This is a genomic window from Pilosibacter sp. NGB245, from assembly GCF_057397225.1.
In genome coordinates this window covers 3,058,738-3,076,675 of record NZ_CM171584.1, presented here as the reverse complement: position 1 = coordinate 3,076,675, position 17,938 = coordinate 3,058,738, and the positions used below count along the sequence as shown (strand labels likewise).

Sequence of the window (17,938 nt, the reverse complement as noted above, 5' to 3'; positions counted from 1 at the left end):
GCCAATGTATGTTACATATTCGGACTTGATCCAGATAGATATATTCATTGTAGCTCTCGTAGGATTGTGTTACACGATCTTCGGAAAAAGAAAATAGCCGCCACTACCCCAATAGTGACGGCTGTTATACTATAACAGATTACTTGTAAAGGGTAGGCCGTGTGTATCTGACTTTCCCTTTTTTGTATCTATAGTCTATCATATTCTCAAATCGAATTCAAGCACTATTTCCCTTCGGTCGTCACCGACAACCCCGGCGTTACTGCTTACGCTTTGCGTAAACAGTAACGGGATTTTGCCGATGCTTTGCATCCTAAATCGGCAAAATCCGCATCCCGGACATTATATTACAGTATTTTCGGTGCCGAAAATACCTACTTGGAATAGCTGGCTGGAATCATTTTTCCATCTGCAGCTTTCTTAAACATTTCTTCCATCGTATGCCACCCAAGGACCGCGCATTTGACACGCGCCGGCATGTGGGAGACATCCTGGAGGATGGAGGCTTCTTCGAGCGGCTCGAGGTCATCGCCTTTGACATTTCCTTTGATCATCTCGAGGAAGAGGTTTGCGAGGCGGAGTGCCTCGTCTTTTTTCTTTCCGATGATCAGGTCCAGCATCATATCTGCGGAAGCCTGGGAGATGGCGCAGCCATCCCCGACGAACGCCCCGTCAACGATCTCATCGTTTTCAACTTTTAATTTCAGCCAGATATCATCGCCGCAGCTCGGGTTTACGCCCTCAAGGACGAGATTTGCATCCGGCAGATCATGCTTGTGGGTCGGATGAAGGTTGTGCTCGATTAAAATTTCATTATAAAATGTATTACTCATATCCCATTTTTCTCCTTAATCCGCCAAGACTTGTGAGGAACGCCCGGATCTCATCCTCAGTATTGTAGAATGCGAGACTCACACGGGTCGTAGAGGCGGTCCCAAGGTACTGTAAGAGCGGCTGCGCGCAGTGATGACCGGCGCGGACGCAGATATTATCGGCATTTAAGATCTCAGCGACATCATGCGGATGAACCCCGTCAACGGCGAAGGAGAGGATCCCGTGATGATTGTCTGGATCGGAACTTCCGAGAACACGGATCCCCGGGATCTTTGTCATGCCCTCATAAGCGATCCTTGTGAGCTTGTTTTCCTGTTCCTCGATCGCATCAAAATCGATCGTGTTCATGTAGCGGATCGCCTCGGCAAGTGCATAAGCGCCGCCGGCATTGACGGTTCCCGCCTCAAATTTATGCGGAACTTCTGCCCAGACAGCACCTTCTCTTGTGACGGATTCGATCATCTCGCCGCCGGTGAGAAATGGCGGGAGCTGCTCTAACAGCTCTTTCTTTCCGTAGAGAGCGCCGATCCCCATCGGAGCCAGCATCTTATGTCCGGAGAAGGAGAGAAAATCGACTCCGAGGTCCTGGACATCGACTTTGATGTGCGGAACGCTCTGTGCGCCGTCGCCGACCAGGATCACACCGTGGCGGTGGCAGATCTCAGCGAAGGTCTTTAAGTCATTCTTGCATCCGAGCACGTTGGAAATCTGGGTGATCGCCGCGATCTTTGTGTGCGGGGTGATCATGTTCTCGAGGCGCTCTGCCGGGATCGTGCCGTCCATGTCGCATTCCAGGTATTTCACGGTCGCACCGTAACGCTTTGCGGCCTGCTGCCATGGAAGAATGTTGCTGTGATGTTCCATGATGCTGACGATGATCTCGTCACCCGGTTTTAACAGGTACTCGGAGAGTGTGTAAGCGGCGAGATTCAAGCTCTCAGTCGCATTTCTCGTGAAAATGATCTCTTCCGGACAGGATGCGTGGAGAAAATCAGCGACCGTTTTTCTTGCTTCTTCATAACATTCCGTTGCTTCTTCGCTCAGCTCATAGAGACCGCGGAACGGGTTTGCATTGTATTTCTCATAAAACTGCTTTTCAGCATCCAGGACAGCTGCGGGCTTCTGGGAAGTTGCCGCATTGTCCAGGTAAATGATGTCACGGTTTTTGAGAAGCGGGAAATCTTCCCGGATCTTAGATACGTCCATTGGTGGCCTCACTTTCTAAATAAGAGGCAACATCTGCCTTTGTCTTTTCATCAGGTACCAGACGGAGAACGGCGTCGATCCGTGCCTTCGCCATCATCTTGTAGATCTTTGGAAGCTCCATGCCGCGGCTTTCCAGATAGAAGACCATGTCATCGTCAAGCTTTCCGATCGTTGCACCGTGGTTTCCTTCGACATCTTCCTCCGCGCAGAGGATCAGCGGAATCGTCTGGTTTACAACGTCATCGTCGAGAAGAAGAACGTCCTCTTTCTCGTTTCCGACAGCGCCTGCCGCGCCTTTCTTAAAGTCGATCGTTCCGCGGAAGAGTTTCTTCGAATTTTCATGAAGCACGCCGTCGGTCTTGATCTCGCTGACGGATTTCTTTCCTTCGTGGAGAGCGACGTAGTTCATATCAAGAACTGCATCGTTTCCGACCGTGTAGGCGATGTCCGCGGTGAACGTACTCTTTTTGCCGACGAGATCTGCCTTACAGCCGTTGTATACATGACCACCGGGGAGGAAGAGGTGGATCACGGAGAATTTTGCTCCGTCAGCAACCTTTGCACCGATGTCGTTTAAGACGGTTTTTGCATTGTCATTGCGGATGATCTGGACGAGAGTCACTTCGGCGTCTTTTTCGAGGATCAGTTTTGTCTGGACGCCGGAGAGAGCAGTGTGGTCTGCACCCGAAGTACCGTCGGCCTCAGCCGCCATATCCATGATGACGGTCATCTTACTTCCTTCTTTTGCGAAGATTCCGAACGTATTTAAGCTATGCTCGGAAGAGCCGTATGTGAAGCCGATGCGCACCGGTGTCTCTGCGAGGTCTCCATCCGTCGAGAGCAGGACGGCACCGGCTGCGGACTCTCTGACGAGAACATCCATATCCGGTCCCATTCCGCCTGCGATCTCCCGGAACTGATCCGGAAGGCCGGCAGGGCAGTTTGTTTTTGAGATCCCCGCCGGGATCTCAGCTTTTATTTCATGCGCTCCGGATACAGTGATCCCGGAGATCGCGGTTTCATTCATTTTGAGCCAGTTCCATGTCTTTGAAGGGAGCTGGTTGATCTTCATATTCTCCATCATCCAATACTTCCTTTCATTTCCAGGTGGATCAGATTGTTCATCTCCACCGCGTATTCAAGCGGAAGCTCCTTCGAGACATTGTCGGCGAAGCCGCTGACGATCAGGGCTCTCGCGTCCTCCTCGGAGATACCGCGGGACATCAGATAGAAGACGGCGTCATCGCTGATGCGACCGATCTTTGCCTCATGTCCGACATCGGCGTCCTTTGTGCGGATATCCATCGCCGGGATCGTGTCGGAACGGGAGATATCGTCGAGCATCAGGGACTGGCAGGAGACAGCGGATTTGCTGCCCTTTGCCTTTGCGGATACGACAACGGAGCTTCGGAAGGTGCTGATCCCGCCATCCTTGGAGATTGATCTCGTATTTACATAGGAAGAAGTTTTCGGTGCGTTGTGGACGACCTTACATCCGGTATCGAGGTTCTGTCCTTTGCCCGCGAATGTGATTCCGGTGAACTCGGATCTTGCGCCCTCACCGTTTAACACGCTCATCGGGTAGAGGTAAGAAACATGGGAACCGAAGGAACCGGATACCCACTCGATGACTCCGCCCTCCTCGACCTTCGCCCGTTTTGTGTTTAAATTGTACATATTTTTCGACCAGTTTTCGATCGTAGAGTAGCGGAGCTTTGCGTTTTTTCCGATGTAAAGCTCGACACAGCCGGCATGGAGGTTTGCCACGTTGTACTTCGGAGCGGAACATCCTTCGATGAAATGTAAGGACGCGCCCTCATCGACGATGATCAGGGTGTGCTCAAATTGTCCGGCACCTGCGGCATTTAAACGGAAGTAGGACTGCAGCGGGATCTCGACGGAAACTCCCTTCGGAACATAGACGAAGGAACCGCCGGACCAGACAGCGCCGTGCAGGGCTGCGAATTTATGGTCATGGGGTGTCACGAGCTTCATAAAGTGGTCCTTTACCATATCGGCATATTCACCGGTCAGAGCACTCTCCATATCGGTGTAGATCACGCCCTGCTCTGCGACCTCCTTGCGGACATTATGGTAGACGAGCTCGGAGTCGTACTGGGCACCCACGCCGGCGAGGGAGGTGCGCTCCGCCTGCGGGATCCCGAGCTTTTCGAAGGTGTCCTTGATCTCTTCCGGAACCTCGGACCAGTCCCCTTTCATCTTTGTGTTGGCACGGACGTAGGTGGCGATGTTGTCCATGTTTAATCCTTCGATGGACGGGCCCCAGTCCGGAACCTTCATTTCATGATATATTTTTAAGGAGTTCAACCGGAAATCATGCATCCACTCCGGGTCATGTTTCTCCTCGGAGATCTTTTCCACAATGTCCTCGGTGAGACCGTTTTTAATACGGTAAGCGTCCTTCTCGTCATTGCGGAAGTCGTACATGTTGCGGTCAACGTCCTCAACATACGTCTTTTCCTTCATTAATCGTTCTCTCCCTTCTCATTTGCGGAAGCGATAAACTGCTCGAAGCCGTTCTCATTGATCTCATCGACGAGAGAACCATCGCCCTCGGCAACCAGGCGGCCGTCTACGAGAACATGGGTCTTGTCCACATGGAGAGACTCCAGGATCCTTGTGCTGTGGGTGATGATGAGGAGAGCGCCGTCCTTGCTCTTCTGGTACTCCTCGATTCCCTTGGAAACGGTGCGGACCGCGTCGACATCGAGACCGGAGTCTGTCTCATCGAGGATCGCTAAGGACGGATTTAAGAGGAGAAGCTGCAGGATCTCCGCTTTCTTTTTCTCACCGCCGGAGAAGCCGACGTTCAGATCACGGAAGCCATAGGACGGATCCATGTCGAGAACCTCCATCGCTTTCTGGAGTTCTTTATTGAAATCCCAGATGCGGACATTCTTTCCGGTTCTCGCGGAGAGAGCGCTGCGGATAAAGTTGGAGAGGGAGATCCCCGGAACCTCAAGCGGATTCTGGAAGGAGAGGAACATGCCGAGCTTTGCACGCTTGTCAGCGGCTTCTTTTGTGATGTTCTCGCCTCCGAAGAAGATCTCACCGTCTGTCACATGATAGTTCGGGTTCCCCATCAGGGTGCAGCCGAGTGTGGATTTTCCGGCACCGTTCGGTCCCATGAGTACGTGGGTCTCGCCTTTGTTGATCGTTAAGTTGATCCCGTGAAGAATGGATTTCTCTTCCACATTCACGGAGAGATTTTTTACATTTAATAATAGTTCTGACATATCGGATTCCTCCATGTATTTTATATAAGGTAAAAATGTAAGTTTCAGCAATTTCCGGACAGATATGAACCGGCACCGGAGCTGATCTCCGGGATACGTTCCGTCTGCCGGGACTAAACCTAGTTACTTACTAGGTGATTCAATGATATTATACATGTATTGAGAAAAATATGCAAGAAGCAATTCCTACAAACATGCTATGAATTGGTATTTATTCCTGTACAATCCGATATTTCCGGCAAAATCTGCAGGATTCATGAAACTGCAACAATCGGAAAACAATTCTGAAACATGGGCATGGTAGGCTGAGCAAAACAGCGGAAATCACAGACGGGATCGGACCGGAGGCAGGAGTTTCTATACAGAAATTTTGCAAACCTTACGAAAATATAAAATCATTATAAAGTGAAAAAACAGATATTGACAGAATGACAGGGTGTCACTATAATGTTAACAGGTTGTCACTTTTGCAAAAGAAGGGAAATGTCAGAAATACGTTTTGTGATTTCGACAGAAGGGAGATGGAATTATGCCGACCGAGCGGTTTTTGCGGCTTCCGAAAGAAAAAATTGAAGCAATTCGGATCGCAGCGACAAAGGAGTTTACAAGAGTGCCTCTCGAGGAGGCGTCGATCAACCGGATCGTCCACGACGCGGACATATCAAGAGGAAGCTTTTATACATATTTTGAAGATAAGCAGGATCTGTTGAAGTGGCTGATCTACGCCCAGGCAGAACAGCATTTTAACAACTATATCGAGCGGCTCCGGGAAAACGGAGACGACCTTTGGGATATGCTTGAGAATGTGTTCGACCGCGGACTGGATCTTATGGAGCGGGCAGGTCTGATCAATATTTTTCAGAATCTGATCAAGAGCGCAAAGTTCATGGATATTTTCAGGGGTGATCCGGAGTATGACCCGCAGGTATGCCGGGAGAATCAGAGCTTTATGAAGCTATTATATGAAAATATCGATCAGGACAAAGAGCCGATCAGCAGGGAGACTTTAAATGAGCTGATCGAAATGCATATGGTTGTATTTCTGATGTCGCTCAAGCGCTTTTTCCGTGACGGGGAGAAGAGAGAGGAAGCTTCCGCGTATTACAAACGCCATATCCGTATGCTCCACTATGGCATATGTGCATATAGATCAGACAGCAGGGAAGAGGAGCAGCGGTAAGGAATAGAAAAGAAAAGCTGCCCGCGAAACAGAACGTGCGGACCGGAAGAAGGAAAAGGATCCGCAGGAGAGATCAAAAAGCAACAGGTTGCAGAAAATGAGGAGGAACCATGAAGAAAGCAGGTAAGATCGTAATCGGACTTGTATGCGTCGGCGCATTTGGAGTCCTGATGTTCACAAGATTTACGAAAAAAGAAGAGCCGATCGAGGCCGTTCCGAACCCGACCGTCGTCGTCCAGACACCGGAGACAGGAAATATTGAACTTTCCACAGGACTGACAGGTACCGTGGAACCGGCAGATCAGGTATACATTATCCCGAAGGGAAGCGGAGAAGTACTGGAGGTTTATGTAAATCAGGGCGATACCGTACAGAAGGGACAGAAGCTGTTCCGCATCGACAACAAGCAGTTAGACGCGGCAAGGATCACGTTAAATACGACTCAGGTATCCTTAAATGATGCCCAGACATCTGTAAACAGGATGAAGGCGCTCTACGAGAGCGGGGATATTTCCGCTCAGGCCTACGAGCAGGCGGTAAGCGGTCTGTCCATGGCGAAGCTCCAGTATGATTCCGCAAAATTAAACTATGATACCCAGAGCGAGAACACGGTCGTTACCGCGCCGATCGCCGGTGTCTTAGAACAGTTTGGCGTGCAGGTACATGATATGTCTGCGGGCGGTTCTGTCGCAGGCGTTGTATCCGGTGCAGGCGGAAAAACACTGACCTTCAACGTGTCGGAGCGTGTCATGAAGGGATTAAATATCGGTGATCCTGTGACGGTGGAGAAGAACGGAACGGACTACAGCGGCGCGATCTCTGAGATCGGCAGCATGGTGGACGCGTCCACAGGACTTTTCAAGGTGAAAGCGACCCTGGGTGACGCGGACGGACTTGCCAGCGGAACGATGGTAAAGGTTTATGTGACAGCAGAGAAGGCGGACAACGTCATGGTCGTTCCGGCAGATTGTGTGAACTACAGCAATGGAGACGCTTACGTGTATACATATGATGCCGCGACAGCAACGGCGAAAAAGACTCCGGTGGAAGACGGACTCATCGATTCTGACAAGATTCAGATTGTTTCCGGACTTTCCTACGACGACGAGGTCATCACAAGCTGGTCCAAGGAGCTTTATGACGGCGCCGCGGTAAATATTCAGGGCAGTGATGACAGTGCGGAAACGACAGCCGACAGCAGTGAGACAACAGCAGAAGAGACTACAGAAGCCGCGGAAGCGGCAGCAAAATAAGGAGGCACAAGGAACATGGGACTTACCAAAAAGGTCTTAAAACGGCCGGTCACAACCGTTCTTGTTGTGCTCTGCCTGATCGTATTCGGTCTCAGCTCGATCTTTTCATCCCAGCTTGAGCTGATCCCGGAAATGGAGATGCCGATGCTGATCGTCAGCGCGGTCTACCCGGGAGCAAGCCCGGATGACGTGGATCAGCTTGTGATCAGTAAGATAGAGGATGAGATCGGAACGCTTTCCGGTGTCGATTCCGTCACCAGCATGTCTTCGGAAAACTTCGGAATGGTCCTGGTCCAGTATGACTATGACCAGGATATCGATAAAGCTTACGATGACTTAAAGAAAAAGCTGGATGGGATCAAGTCGGATCTCCCGGATGATGTCGATACCCCGACGATCATCGAGATGGATATCAACAGTACGCCGTCCATCACCCTCGCGGTCAACAATGACAGCGTGGATAACCTCTATAACTACGTAAATGACGATATCGTTCCGGAAATCGAAAAGCTGACCTCCGTAGCCAGTGTCGATGTATCCGGTGGTCAGGAGGCTTATATCAAGGCGGAGCTGATCCCGGAAAAATTAAGCCAGTATCATGTGAACATGAATACCATCGTTGCGGCTTTAAAGTCTGCGGACTTTTCTATGCCGATCGGAAGTACCTCCGTTGGAAACAAGGATCTTTCCGTGACATCCGGAACATCCTTTGACACGATGGAGCTTTTAAAGAAGATCCCGATCACACTGGGTAACGGAAACATCATCTATATGGAAGATGTTGCCAATATCTACAATACCGTTGAGGCAAAGGACAGTATCGGACGTTACGACGGCAAGGACACGATGACGATCGGTGTCAAGAAAAATCAGGACAGCGACCACATTACCGTTTCCAAGGCAGTCCAGGAGACAATGCAAACGTTAAAAGCACAGGATCCGTCTCTGGAGTACGTCGTTGTCAATGATTACAGTGATCAGATCAGCGATTCCTTAAACAGCGTATTCCAGACCATGATCATGGCAGTCATTATCGCGATGCTCATCATCTGGCTGTTCTTCGGGGATATCAAGGCATCCCTGATCGTCGGAACTTCCATCCCGGTATCAATTTTAGCTGCCCTCATCCTCATGAAAGCCATAGGCTTTACGCTAAACGTCATCACCCTGTCGAGTCTGGTTCTCGGTGTCGGAATGATGGTCGATAACTCGATCGTAGTTCTGGAAAGCTGCTTCCGCTTTACGGATAAGGGCGGTGGCTTTGTTGAAACGAGAAAAGCCGCAATCGATGGTACTGCAGCTGTGCTGGAATCCATCATCGGTGGTACCGTTACGACCTGTGTCGTATTTATCCCGTTAGCTCTGATCTCCGGAATGAGCGGACAGATGTTCAAGCCGCTGGGCTTCACGATCGTATTCTGTATGATCGCGTCCCTGATCTCCGCGATGACGCTTGTACCGCTCTGCTACGTGTACTACCGTCCGAAGGAGAAGGAAAATACCCCGGCCTCCGGCATCATGAGAGCTCTGCAGAACGGATACCGTTCCCTGATGGAGAAGCTTTTAAAGAAAAAAGCGATGGTCATGGGAACCGCCGTTGTGCTTGTGATCTTCTCCCTGTTCCTTGCGACAAAGTTAAAGACAGAGCTTATGCCGGCAGATGATCAGGGAACGATCGCGGTGACGATCGAGACCCAGCCGGGTCTTAAGATCGAGGAGGTCGATAAGATCCTCCAGAGAGCAGAGGACTATGTGACTCAGGATCCGGATCTTGATTCCTACATGCTCTCCTACGGAAGTTCCGGACTTTCCATGAATATGGGCGGAAGCGGAGCGACCCTGACGGCATATTTAAAGGATGACAGAGGCAGAAAGACGGATCAGGTGCTCAAGGAATGGAAACGTGACATGCAGAAGTGGTCCGACTGCTCCGTGAGCCTCGAGAGCCAGAACTCCATGAGCACCATGTCCATGGGAGCAGCAGAGGATCTCGAATATCTTCTTGTCAGCACACAGTACGATGACTTAAAGAAGGTATCGGATGAGATCGTTTCCGAACTCCAGAAGCGCCCGGATGCGACAAACATCCACTCTTCCCTTGAAAACAGCGCTCCACTTGTAAAGATCAATGTGGATCCGGTCAAGGCGGCAGCGGAGGGACTTTCCCCGACCGCCGTTGCTTCCCAGGTATACATGATGGTCAGCGGAACGACGGCAACGACCCTGAATGTTGACGGAAATGATATCGATGTAAAGGTTGAGTACGCGGATGATGAGTACGATACGATCGATAAGCTCCAGGGAATCGTTCTTCCGACAGCGACCGGCGGATCTGTAGCCCTTATGGATATCGCGGATATCGGCTTTAAGGACAGTCCACAGAGTATCACAAAGAGCGATAAGCAGTATCAGGTGACGATCACCGGTACGCTGACAGAGGGAGCGGACAGCACCACGAAGGATAAGATCCAGAAAGAGGTCATCGATAAGTACTTATCCGGCACGATCTCTATGCAGGAAAACACATCCACAAAGATGATGAACGAAGAGTTTGCGTCCCTGGGACAGGCGATCGCCACAGCCGTATTCCTCGTATTCGTTGTAATGGCTGCACAGTTCGAGTCACCGAAGTTCTCCATCATGGTGATGACAACGATCCCGTTCGCCCTGATCGGTTCTTTCCTGTTTTTATGGCTTGTGGACTGCCCGATCAGCATGACTTCCCTGTTAGGCTTCTTAATGTTAGTCGGTACGGTAGTAAACAACGGTATTTTGTACGTCGATACGGCGAACCAGTATCGGGCAACGATGGACTTTAAGGAGGCGGTCATTGAAGCCGGCGCGACCCGTATGCGCCCTATGTTCATGACAACACTCACGACGATCGTGGCAATGATCCCGATGGCGGCGGCTTATGGAAATGCCGGTAAGACGATGCAGGGACTCGCACTTGTGGATGTCGGTGGACTGATCGTCTCTACGGCGATGGCACTTCTTGTTCTTCCGGTCTTCTATGTGATCATGAGCGGAAAGAATCAGGATAAGAAAGAGATCATTGACGTAGATTAAAGCTTTGAACATTGAAAGCGGATCCCTGCAGAGTCTGCAAGAGACGGCCGCTGCCCGGTCGGGAGGCAGTCAGCCGGAATGCGGAACGCTCTGCGGGGCTTCCTGCTTTTGGAGGCGGCAGCCAGGGGATAAAAATTGCCACCGGATTGCCGTATTTGGAAAGAAAATGTAAGAGAAACGTTATTGCGTTTCTGCGATGAAATCGTTATGCTCATAGACGGAGGGAAACCTATGAGACGAAATAAATGGAAAAAAGCAGGTCTGATCATGTTCTCAGCTGTTTTTATGGGAAGTCTTTCCATAGCGGCAGCGGATACCGGAATACCTGCGTTAGCTGCGACGAAGGACGTCGCGGTCACAGAATATGACGAAGCAGCGCTTGAAAAGTTTAAGGACAACACGCTGGAATACTGGGAACTCCCCGGACTCATTGAGCGCTACAATACCGATTATCAGAACCAGCTGCAGAAGTATTATTACAATCCGGGCGGATCCACGGGTCTTACGAAGGATCAGATGTTAGCGATGGCGGCGGATCTGCGCGCGGAGGCGGATGAAATGGAACGGGATGCGAATGATGTTCAGTATGACGAGACAGTATCCCGCGACGTGTATAAAGGATATAAAGCAAATATGCATGCTCTGCGGGCATATGCGCAGCAGCTGGAGGATGCCGCAAAGGGAAAGGGAGCCGGTGGTTCCTCTGCACTCCGCGGACTCCGCATCACGAGAAATGAGAAAACAAAGACCGCGAGGGAAGCAATGCGGACCTATGAGACCTTAAAGGACCAGTATGAGATCGCCCTTTTAAATCAGGAGATCGCAAAGCAGAATTACGAGGCGGCGTTAAAGAAAAAGGATCTTGGAATGATGTCGAAGGAAGATGTTCTGACCGTGGAGGACGCACTGAATTCCGCGAACGGAAGTGCTCTTCAGGCAGCGTCCGGTCTCAATACCCAGAAACAGACGCTGATCACAATGTTGGGCTGGGATTACAACGCTGATCCGGAGATCGCGAAGGTTCCGGAGCCGGATCTTTCCGTGATCGCGTCCTTTGATCCGAAGAAGGATGAGGCGAAGGCCATCGAGATGAACTACACTTTGTATGATACAAGGATGACGAGTTCCAAATCGGCGGGCGGAGTAATCACGAAGGCAAGAAATATCAAGGATCAGGAAGATTCCGTCCGTTCTTCTCTGGATCTTATGTATAAGGACCTGAAACAGAAACAGAAAGCCTATGAGGCATCAGAAACGCTCTATGAGGCGGCAAAGGCCGATAAAGCGGCTGCTGACCGGAAGAATGAGCTGGGGATGTTGAGCCGTCAGGAATACCTTCAGGCAGAGTCTGCATGGCTTTCCAGTGAAGCATCCCACACGGCGGCGAAGCTGGACCTCACAGGAGCGATCGAAAATTATCAGTGGGCGCTTGAGGGACTTCTCGATATCGGTTCCTCATCACAGAGCTAAAGGAGAAGCAGAATGAAAAGAAATTTGACAGGACGTGTGATCCCGGCGGCGCTTGCGCTTGCGCTTGCGGCAGCGCCTGTGAACTCTTTCGCAGCGACGAAGGCGGTTCAGGCGACCGGTGTTGCGGATGAGAACGGATTTATATCCCAGCCGGGAAATGAGTACGATGACGCGACGATGAAGAAGCTCGCGGATAACATGCTGGAATATGACGAGATCGGGAAGCTTGTTGAGGTCTACAGCCCGACGTTTAAGACAGTGAAAGAGACATATTCCGATAAGAAGGACGCAGCAAAGGATGTCGTGAAGCTGAAATCAAAATTACTGGATAGTTCGGGAGAGCTTGCGGATACGGCAAGTACACTGAAAGGCTCTCTTGACGCAGCCAAAGAGATGATCGGTAAAGTTCCGGCAATGACTCCGACAAACTACGCACAGCTCTATTACAGTTCAGAACTCATGGACTACCAGGCAGATGCAATTGCGCTGCAGGGCGACAGCCTGGAACAGGTATCCCCAGAGCAGATGCATATCAAGCTTGTGGACAGCACCCGCGCGGCGCTGTCCGCCGGCGCCCAGAGCGCCATGATCGGCTACAAGCAGTTAAAGCTCAACGAGGAGAGCTTAGAGAGCGGACTCACACTCTTAGAGGCAGTCTACCAGTCCACCCAGAACCAGGCAGCCAACGGTCTTGCGACCCAGAGCCAGGTCCTTTCCGCGAGACAGCAGCTGGAGTCCACCCAGGCAACGAAACTGACACTGACATCCAGTGAGCAGAAGCTCCGTCAGACCCTCTGCACGATGCTCGGATGGAAGTATGACGCAAAGCCGGAGATCAAGGATGTCCCGGCAGCTGATCTCACAAGGATCGACGGAATGAACCCGGAGAAGGACAAACAGGCGGCGCAGGACAACAACTTTACGATCCGATACAACGTGCTGGACCTCGACAACAAGGACGCAGGCTCCGTCGAGTACCAGAACTTACAGCGCACGATCAAGCAGGAGAAGGAAGAAGTCGCATCCTCCCTCGTAAACCTTTACAACGACGTTCTCCAGAAGAGAAACGAGCTCCAGACAGCAAAGGCAGCTTACGAGCTGGAAAAGACGAAGATGGAGACTGCCGAGAGAAAATGGCAGTTAGGAACCATCGGACGCCTTGAGTATATGCAGCAGCAGAACTCCTTAAAGACAAAGGAGATCGCGGTGAAGACCGGAGACCTCTCATTGTTCCAGGCGATGGAGACCTATGACTGGGCGGTTAAGGGAAACTTAAGCCTTAGTCAGTAAGCTGCAGATGCGCTGAAAATAGTTCAGCGATCCGAAAACGGACTTTCACAGTGGGCAGGGAAGATGTTCCCTGTTCACTTTTTTTACCCGAAGTTTTGGCAGTATTATCAGGGGTGGCTGCAGAGGCGATAGCTGTATGGGAAGTGTGTTCGCCAGTGGCCGCTGGGCTGGTGCTTTTCAGGAAACAGGCCGGTCTTGCCTTTAGCAGCGACTGAAAATCGTCCTCTGGGATCAGACTTTTCAACATTTCCTTCGATTCCTCCGGCATCGACGCATGAACGCTGTCCGTGTAGCATAAGGATGGGTACAGAACGCACCAGAAGTTGTGTCCGGCACCGTTTCCGATGGTTACCCGGACGGCTTCATACATCCCGGCGGGAAATGTCATATCCCCGTAGGTGCGCACCGGAAACCTGCAGGTCTCGATCCCCACATGCACACCGTAATCATACCCGAAGCTGTGGATAAAGTCTTCAGCAGCGGCTTCCAGTGTGGAAGATTCAGACAGTATATATGCTTTCAGCTCCTCTTTTCCGGCGATCTGACCCGCGGCGGCCCCGTCCCGGATCTTTTCCAGAAGAAGATCCTTCACCCGAAGCTTTAACGCCTGGTCTTTGGCGGAATCACTGTTCGCGAGAACATGGAACCGCAGGATCTTTGGGGCAATATCCGCCGCCAGAGCCTCGTCCCGCGCCCGGATGCCGGACATGGAAAGAAGAAAACAGATCAAAAAACACAGGAAAGAGAGACTGAGCTTACAGGTTCGTTTCATAGATACACCTTCTTTGCTTTTTGCTTTTTATGTCAGAGGCAAATGTTATTTCCTGTTTGTAATTATTACCAGTTGTGCTATAATCTAAACGATAACATGTCAAAACAGCCCGTCCAGTGCCAGTGCATCGGGGTAAATGATTCGGGTGCACAGTGGTCCTGTAAGGAATCTGCCGGCTTTGCTGACCGGGATCACGCGCAAAATCTCACGGACGTTCGACTTGAATAGAAAATCAGAGAGGAATCAAAAAATATCATGGAAAAGAAAAATATCGTTGTCCTGTTTGGCGGACAGTCATCTGAGCATGTGGTATCCTGTATGTCTGTACAGAATGTGGCAGCAAATATCAATGAGGAGAAATATAATGTGATCCTCGTCGGGATCACGGAGGACGGACACTGGGTAAAGGTGGACTCCTTAAGCCAGGTCAAAGATGATACCTGGAGAGAGTCAAAAGCTGGGGCGGTGCTGTCTCCGGACGCAAAGGAGAAATGCCTGATCGTCACAGAGAACGGATCTTTTGAGAAGATTCCGGTGGATGTGGTATTCCCGGTCCTTCACGGTCTCTACGGTGAGGACGGAACCGTACAGGGAATCCTTGAGCTTGCGAAGATCCCGTACGTCGGCTGCGGCGTTCTCGCTTCCGCGGTATCGATGGATAAGCTTTCCACAAAGCGCATGGTAAGCGGACTCGGCATCTGTCAGGCAGCTTACGTTTCCGTTATGAAAGCGGAATTAAAGGATATGGATGCGGTTATCGCGAAAATCGAAAAAGAGATCCCATATCCGGTATTTGTAAAGCCGTCTAACGCCGGTTCCTCCAGAGGTGTTACAAGAGCAGACAACCGAGAAGAGCTGATTACCGGTTTAAAGGAAGCGGCTGACAATGACCGCCGTATCCTCGTTGAGGAGATGATCGTGGGCCGTGAGATTGAGTGCGGTGTATTCGGTGACGGTGCTTCCACGAAAGCCTCCGGCGTGGGTGAGATCCTTGCTGCGGCTGAGTTCTATGATTTCGACGCGAAATACTACAATGCGGAGTCCAAGACCGTCGTTGACCCGGAGCTTCCTGACGGAGCCACAGAGCGTGTCCGTGAGGCTGCCGTTAAGATCTTCAACGCGGTGGACGGCTACGGCTTATCCCGCGTGGATTTCTTCGTAAAAGCAGACGGAACGGTCGTATTCAATGAGATCAACACACTTCCGGGCTTCACTGCCATCAGCATGTATCCGATGTTGTGGGAGGCAAGAGGTGTAAACAAGAGACAGCTGATCGACGATCTGATCGATCACGCGTTTCGGAGATACGAGAGATAAAAATGTTCACAGCGGTCCGTGCCTGAAGCCGTGCGGACCGTTCAAAATGATATATCAGGGGAGATTTACATGACAAAGGATATTTTAGTCCGTGTCCGGGGGGTACAGACGATCGGTGAGGAAGAGGACACGGTCGAGATGATCACCCCGGGGACGTATTATGTGAAAAACGGCAAGCAGTATCTGATCTATGATGAGTCGCTTGACGAGACGGGCACACCGACCCACAATACGGTGAAAGTGATGGAGAACCGGATCGAGGTCATGAAACGCGGACTTGTGGAGAGCCACATGATCTTTGAACCCGGAAGACGGACGACAGCAAACTACCGGACGCCGATGGGACTGTTCCTGATGGGGATCACGACTTCCCTGCTCGAAGTTGAGGAGGACGAAGAGTCCATTCTTCTAAGAATCAAATATTCCATGGAGATGAACGGGGAGTACGCATTCGACTGTAATACAGAGATCCTGGCGTCATCAAGAAAAGAAGAGGTATTGGGAATCCCGATGTAACGGAAAACGGATGTGAGGTATTGGAAGGTTACAGGATAAAAAAGAAAGGACGCAGCGGGTCCCGCGGACTGTATTTGGAAAGATCGCGGTCAAAGGGGAAGCTGTGAGAGGACAAACGATGTATGGAGAGTTTTTTAGTCGCGGTTAATGCGGTCATCCCGTTCTTCTGTTATCTGGCGCTCGGATATACGATGAAGATCAGAGGAGTTGTGAAAGAGGAATTTTTACAGAAGCTGAACCAGATGGTCTTCCGGGTATTTTATCCGTTTATGACCTTCTACAATATTTATAAAGCCGATGCCGAGTCGCTTCCGAGACCATTGCTTTTGATCTTCACGGGTGCAAGTATCCTGATCGTGGAAGCGATCCTGATCGTGATCATTCCGAAGATCGTAAAGGAAAACCCCAGAAGAGGCGTTATCATTCAGGCGATCTTCCGAAGCAACTTTGTTCTGTTTGGACTGCCGCTCACGATCGAGGTATTTGGAGATTCAGCGGCATCGATCGCGGCTATGATGGTTACGGTCGTTGTGTCGATCTACAATACCACGTCGGTATTTATTCTTGAGATGTTCAACGGAGAGGGAAAATCGGATATTAAGAAGACGCTGAAGGCGGTGGCAGCGAATCCACTCCTGCAGGGTGCCGTCGTAGGTCTGATCTTCTTTTTCCTTGGGATCAAGCTGCCGGGAAGCCTTGTGACACCGATTTCCGCCTTCTCCAATATGACTTCTCCGTTAGCGATCTATGTGCTCGGAGGAACCTTACAGTTTAAGGCGATCCGGAAAAACCTCAAATATCTGGTTCCAACGCTTACCTGTAAGCTGTTTTTTCTTCCGGCGATCATCATCGCGATCGCTTACGCCTTTGGACTTCGTGGACTTGAGCTGTTCCTTCTGATCGCTGTCTACGCGACACCGGTTGCAGCCGCATCCTACCCCATGGCACAGAATATGGGCGGTGACGGAGAGCTTGCCGGACAGTTTGTCGTGATCAGTACGGCGGTGTCCATGTTTACACTGTTCTTATGGATCTTCTTTATGAAATCCGTGGGACTGATTTAAAATCAAATAAAAAAGCCCTGTCTTCTGAATGAAACTAAATTCATCAGAAGAGGGGCTTTTTTATTTTGTCTTTTTCTTGTCGATTCAGTCTTTTTTGAAAATTCCTTTGATACGCTGACCGATCGTTTTCTTCTTTGGAAGCGGGATCAGTCCTCCGCGCGGAACGGATTTGATCTCTGTGATATAGAGACCGCTGATCACAACTTTGACCTCAGTCTTTAACGGGAGCTGAAGGAAAACTTTCTCATCGGCGATCATGGTCATGATCTTTGTGCCGATCTTTGCTTTTACTACCGGAACCTTCATCCGCTTTGCATACCATGGAGTCTGCTCATAAACGATCGGCGGGAGTCCGGCTTCCTTTATTTTCAACTTTTTCTTGTCGATCGCCATCAGACTCACGGTCTGCTTAGCGGCATCGATTGCGCTCTGCTGTTCTACCTGGCGCTTTTCCATCTTACGTCCGAGGAAGTAAAGCACAGCGAGGACAACGACAAGGATCAGGAGAATGACAAGAATGACATTTGCTACGATACTCCAGTTCATGTGGATACCTCCAGTGTGTTCACGTTCGCCCTGTATCACAGGGCATTACCTGTAAATTATACCATCGCAGGTATAAAAGCGCAAGCAGTTTTCAAGAAGAGGATGTGCCAACAGTAAGAAGCCCCACCTGCAAAATTAAATTCCACCCCTCTTCGCGCAGTCAG

General features: G+C 50.6%; 15 protein-coding genes. 8 read left to right on the top strand and 7 right to left on the bottom strand.

The features are described from left to right. Positions 1-374: 374 nt before the first annotated feature. Genes sufU through sufC form a run of 5 tightly spaced genes read right to left on the bottom strand, consistent with a single transcriptional unit; the run spans position 375 to position 5,297 of the window. Complete coding sequence (sufU, locus tag ACXMYH_RS13685) at positions 375-833, bottom strand: Fe-S cluster assembly sulfur transfer protein SufU (protein WP_118514815.1); 459 nt, start codon at positions 831-833, stop codon at positions 375-377. Beyond that, positions 826-2,040: an aminotransferase class V-fold PLP-dependent enzyme gene (locus ACXMYH_RS13680; protein WP_118530977.1), complete on the bottom strand. Its 1,215-nt coding sequence runs from the start codon at positions 2,038-2,040 to the stop codon at positions 826-828. Before ACXMYH_RS13680 ends, sufU begins: the two co-directional genes overlap by 8 nt. Further along, positions 2,027-3,124: a SufB/SufD family protein gene (locus ACXMYH_RS13675; protein WP_486555094.1), complete on the bottom strand. Its 1,098-nt coding sequence runs from the start codon at positions 3,122-3,124 to the stop codon at positions 2,027-2,029. The genes ACXMYH_RS13680 and ACXMYH_RS13675 overlap by 14 nt, the downstream gene beginning before the upstream one ends. Continuing rightward, on the bottom strand, positions 3,121-4,527 hold the full coding sequence (gene sufB, locus ACXMYH_RS13670) for a Fe-S cluster assembly protein SufB (protein ID WP_118530973.1): 1,407 nt from the start codon (positions 4,525-4,527) through the stop codon (positions 3,121-3,123). Before sufB ends, ACXMYH_RS13675 begins: the two co-directional genes overlap by 4 nt. Continuing rightward, a complete protein-coding gene (sufC, locus tag ACXMYH_RS13665) occupies positions 4,527-5,297 on the bottom strand; it encodes a Fe-S cluster assembly ATPase SufC (RefSeq protein WP_118530971.1) in 771 nt (256 codons plus the stop codon). The genes sufB and sufC overlap by 1 nt, the downstream gene beginning before the upstream one ends. A gap of 529 nt (positions 5,298-5,826) precedes the next feature. Here sufC and ACXMYH_RS13660 point away from each other — a divergent pair. From ACXMYH_RS13660 to ACXMYH_RS13640, 5 genes are all read left to right on the top strand, one after another. Beyond that, complete coding sequence (locus ACXMYH_RS13660; RefSeq protein ID WP_486555093.1) at positions 5,827-6,477, top strand: TetR/AcrR family transcriptional regulator; 651 nt, start codon at positions 5,827-5,829, stop codon at positions 6,475-6,477. 110 nt (positions 6,478-6,587) lie between these two features. Beyond that, positions 6,588-7,730, top strand: a complete 1,143-nt coding sequence (locus tag ACXMYH_RS13655; protein ID WP_486555092.1) for an efflux RND transporter periplasmic adaptor subunit — start codon at positions 6,588-6,590, stop codon at positions 7,728-7,730. Positions 7,731-7,745: 15 nt separating this feature from the next. Then, positions 7,746-10,799 (top strand): efflux RND transporter permease subunit, encoded by a 3,054-nt coding sequence (locus tag ACXMYH_RS13650; RefSeq protein WP_486555091.1) that lies wholly within the window; start codon positions 7,746-7,748, stop codon positions 10,797-10,799. A gap of 231 nt (positions 10,800-11,030) precedes the next feature. Further along, positions 11,031-12,269 (top strand): TolC family protein, encoded by a 1,239-nt coding sequence (locus ACXMYH_RS13645; RefSeq protein ID WP_486555090.1) that lies wholly within the window; start codon positions 11,031-11,033, stop codon positions 12,267-12,269. A 12-nt stretch (positions 12,270-12,281) separates the two neighbouring features. Further along, positions 12,282-13,559, top strand: a complete 1,278-nt coding sequence (locus ACXMYH_RS13640) for a TolC family protein (RefSeq protein WP_486555089.1) — start codon at positions 12,282-12,284, stop codon at positions 13,557-13,559. Here ACXMYH_RS13640 and spoIIR read toward each other — a convergent pair. Continuing rightward, positions 13,549-14,331: a stage II sporulation protein R gene (gene spoIIR / locus ACXMYH_RS13635; RefSeq protein WP_486555088.1), complete on the bottom strand. Its 783-nt coding sequence runs from the start codon at positions 14,329-14,331 to the stop codon at positions 13,549-13,551. The genes ACXMYH_RS13640 and spoIIR overlap by 11 nt on opposite strands. A 255-nt stretch (positions 14,332-14,586) precedes the next feature. On the opposite strand from spoIIR, the gene ACXMYH_RS13630 reads away from it, so the two are divergent. From ACXMYH_RS13630 to ACXMYH_RS13620, 3 genes are all read left to right on the top strand, one after another. Beyond that, the gene (locus tag ACXMYH_RS13630) at positions 14,587-15,648 is read left to right on the top strand and encodes a D-alanine--D-alanine ligase family protein (RefSeq protein ID WP_486555087.1); all 1,062 of its coding nucleotides are present in this window, start codon (positions 14,587-14,589) and stop codon (positions 15,646-15,648) included. Between the two features lie 69 nt (positions 15,649-15,717). Further along, entirely contained in the window at positions 15,718-16,164 is a 447-nt protein-coding gene (locus ACXMYH_RS13625; RefSeq protein WP_117469120.1) for a YwiB family protein, read from the top strand. A 122-nt stretch (positions 16,165-16,286) separates the two neighbouring features. Further along, positions 16,287-17,228, top strand: coding sequence for an AEC family transporter (locus tag ACXMYH_RS13620; RefSeq protein ID WP_486555086.1), 942 nt, complete (start codon positions 16,287-16,289; stop codon positions 17,226-17,228). Positions 17,229-17,312: 84 nt separating this feature from the next. Here ACXMYH_RS13620 and ACXMYH_RS13615 read toward each other — a convergent pair whose 3' ends face one another. Next, positions 17,313-17,774: a hypothetical protein gene (locus ACXMYH_RS13615; RefSeq protein ID WP_215702649.1), complete on the bottom strand. Its 462-nt coding sequence runs from the start codon at positions 17,772-17,774 to the stop codon at positions 17,313-17,315. Positions 17,775-17,938 lie beyond the last annotated feature (164 nt).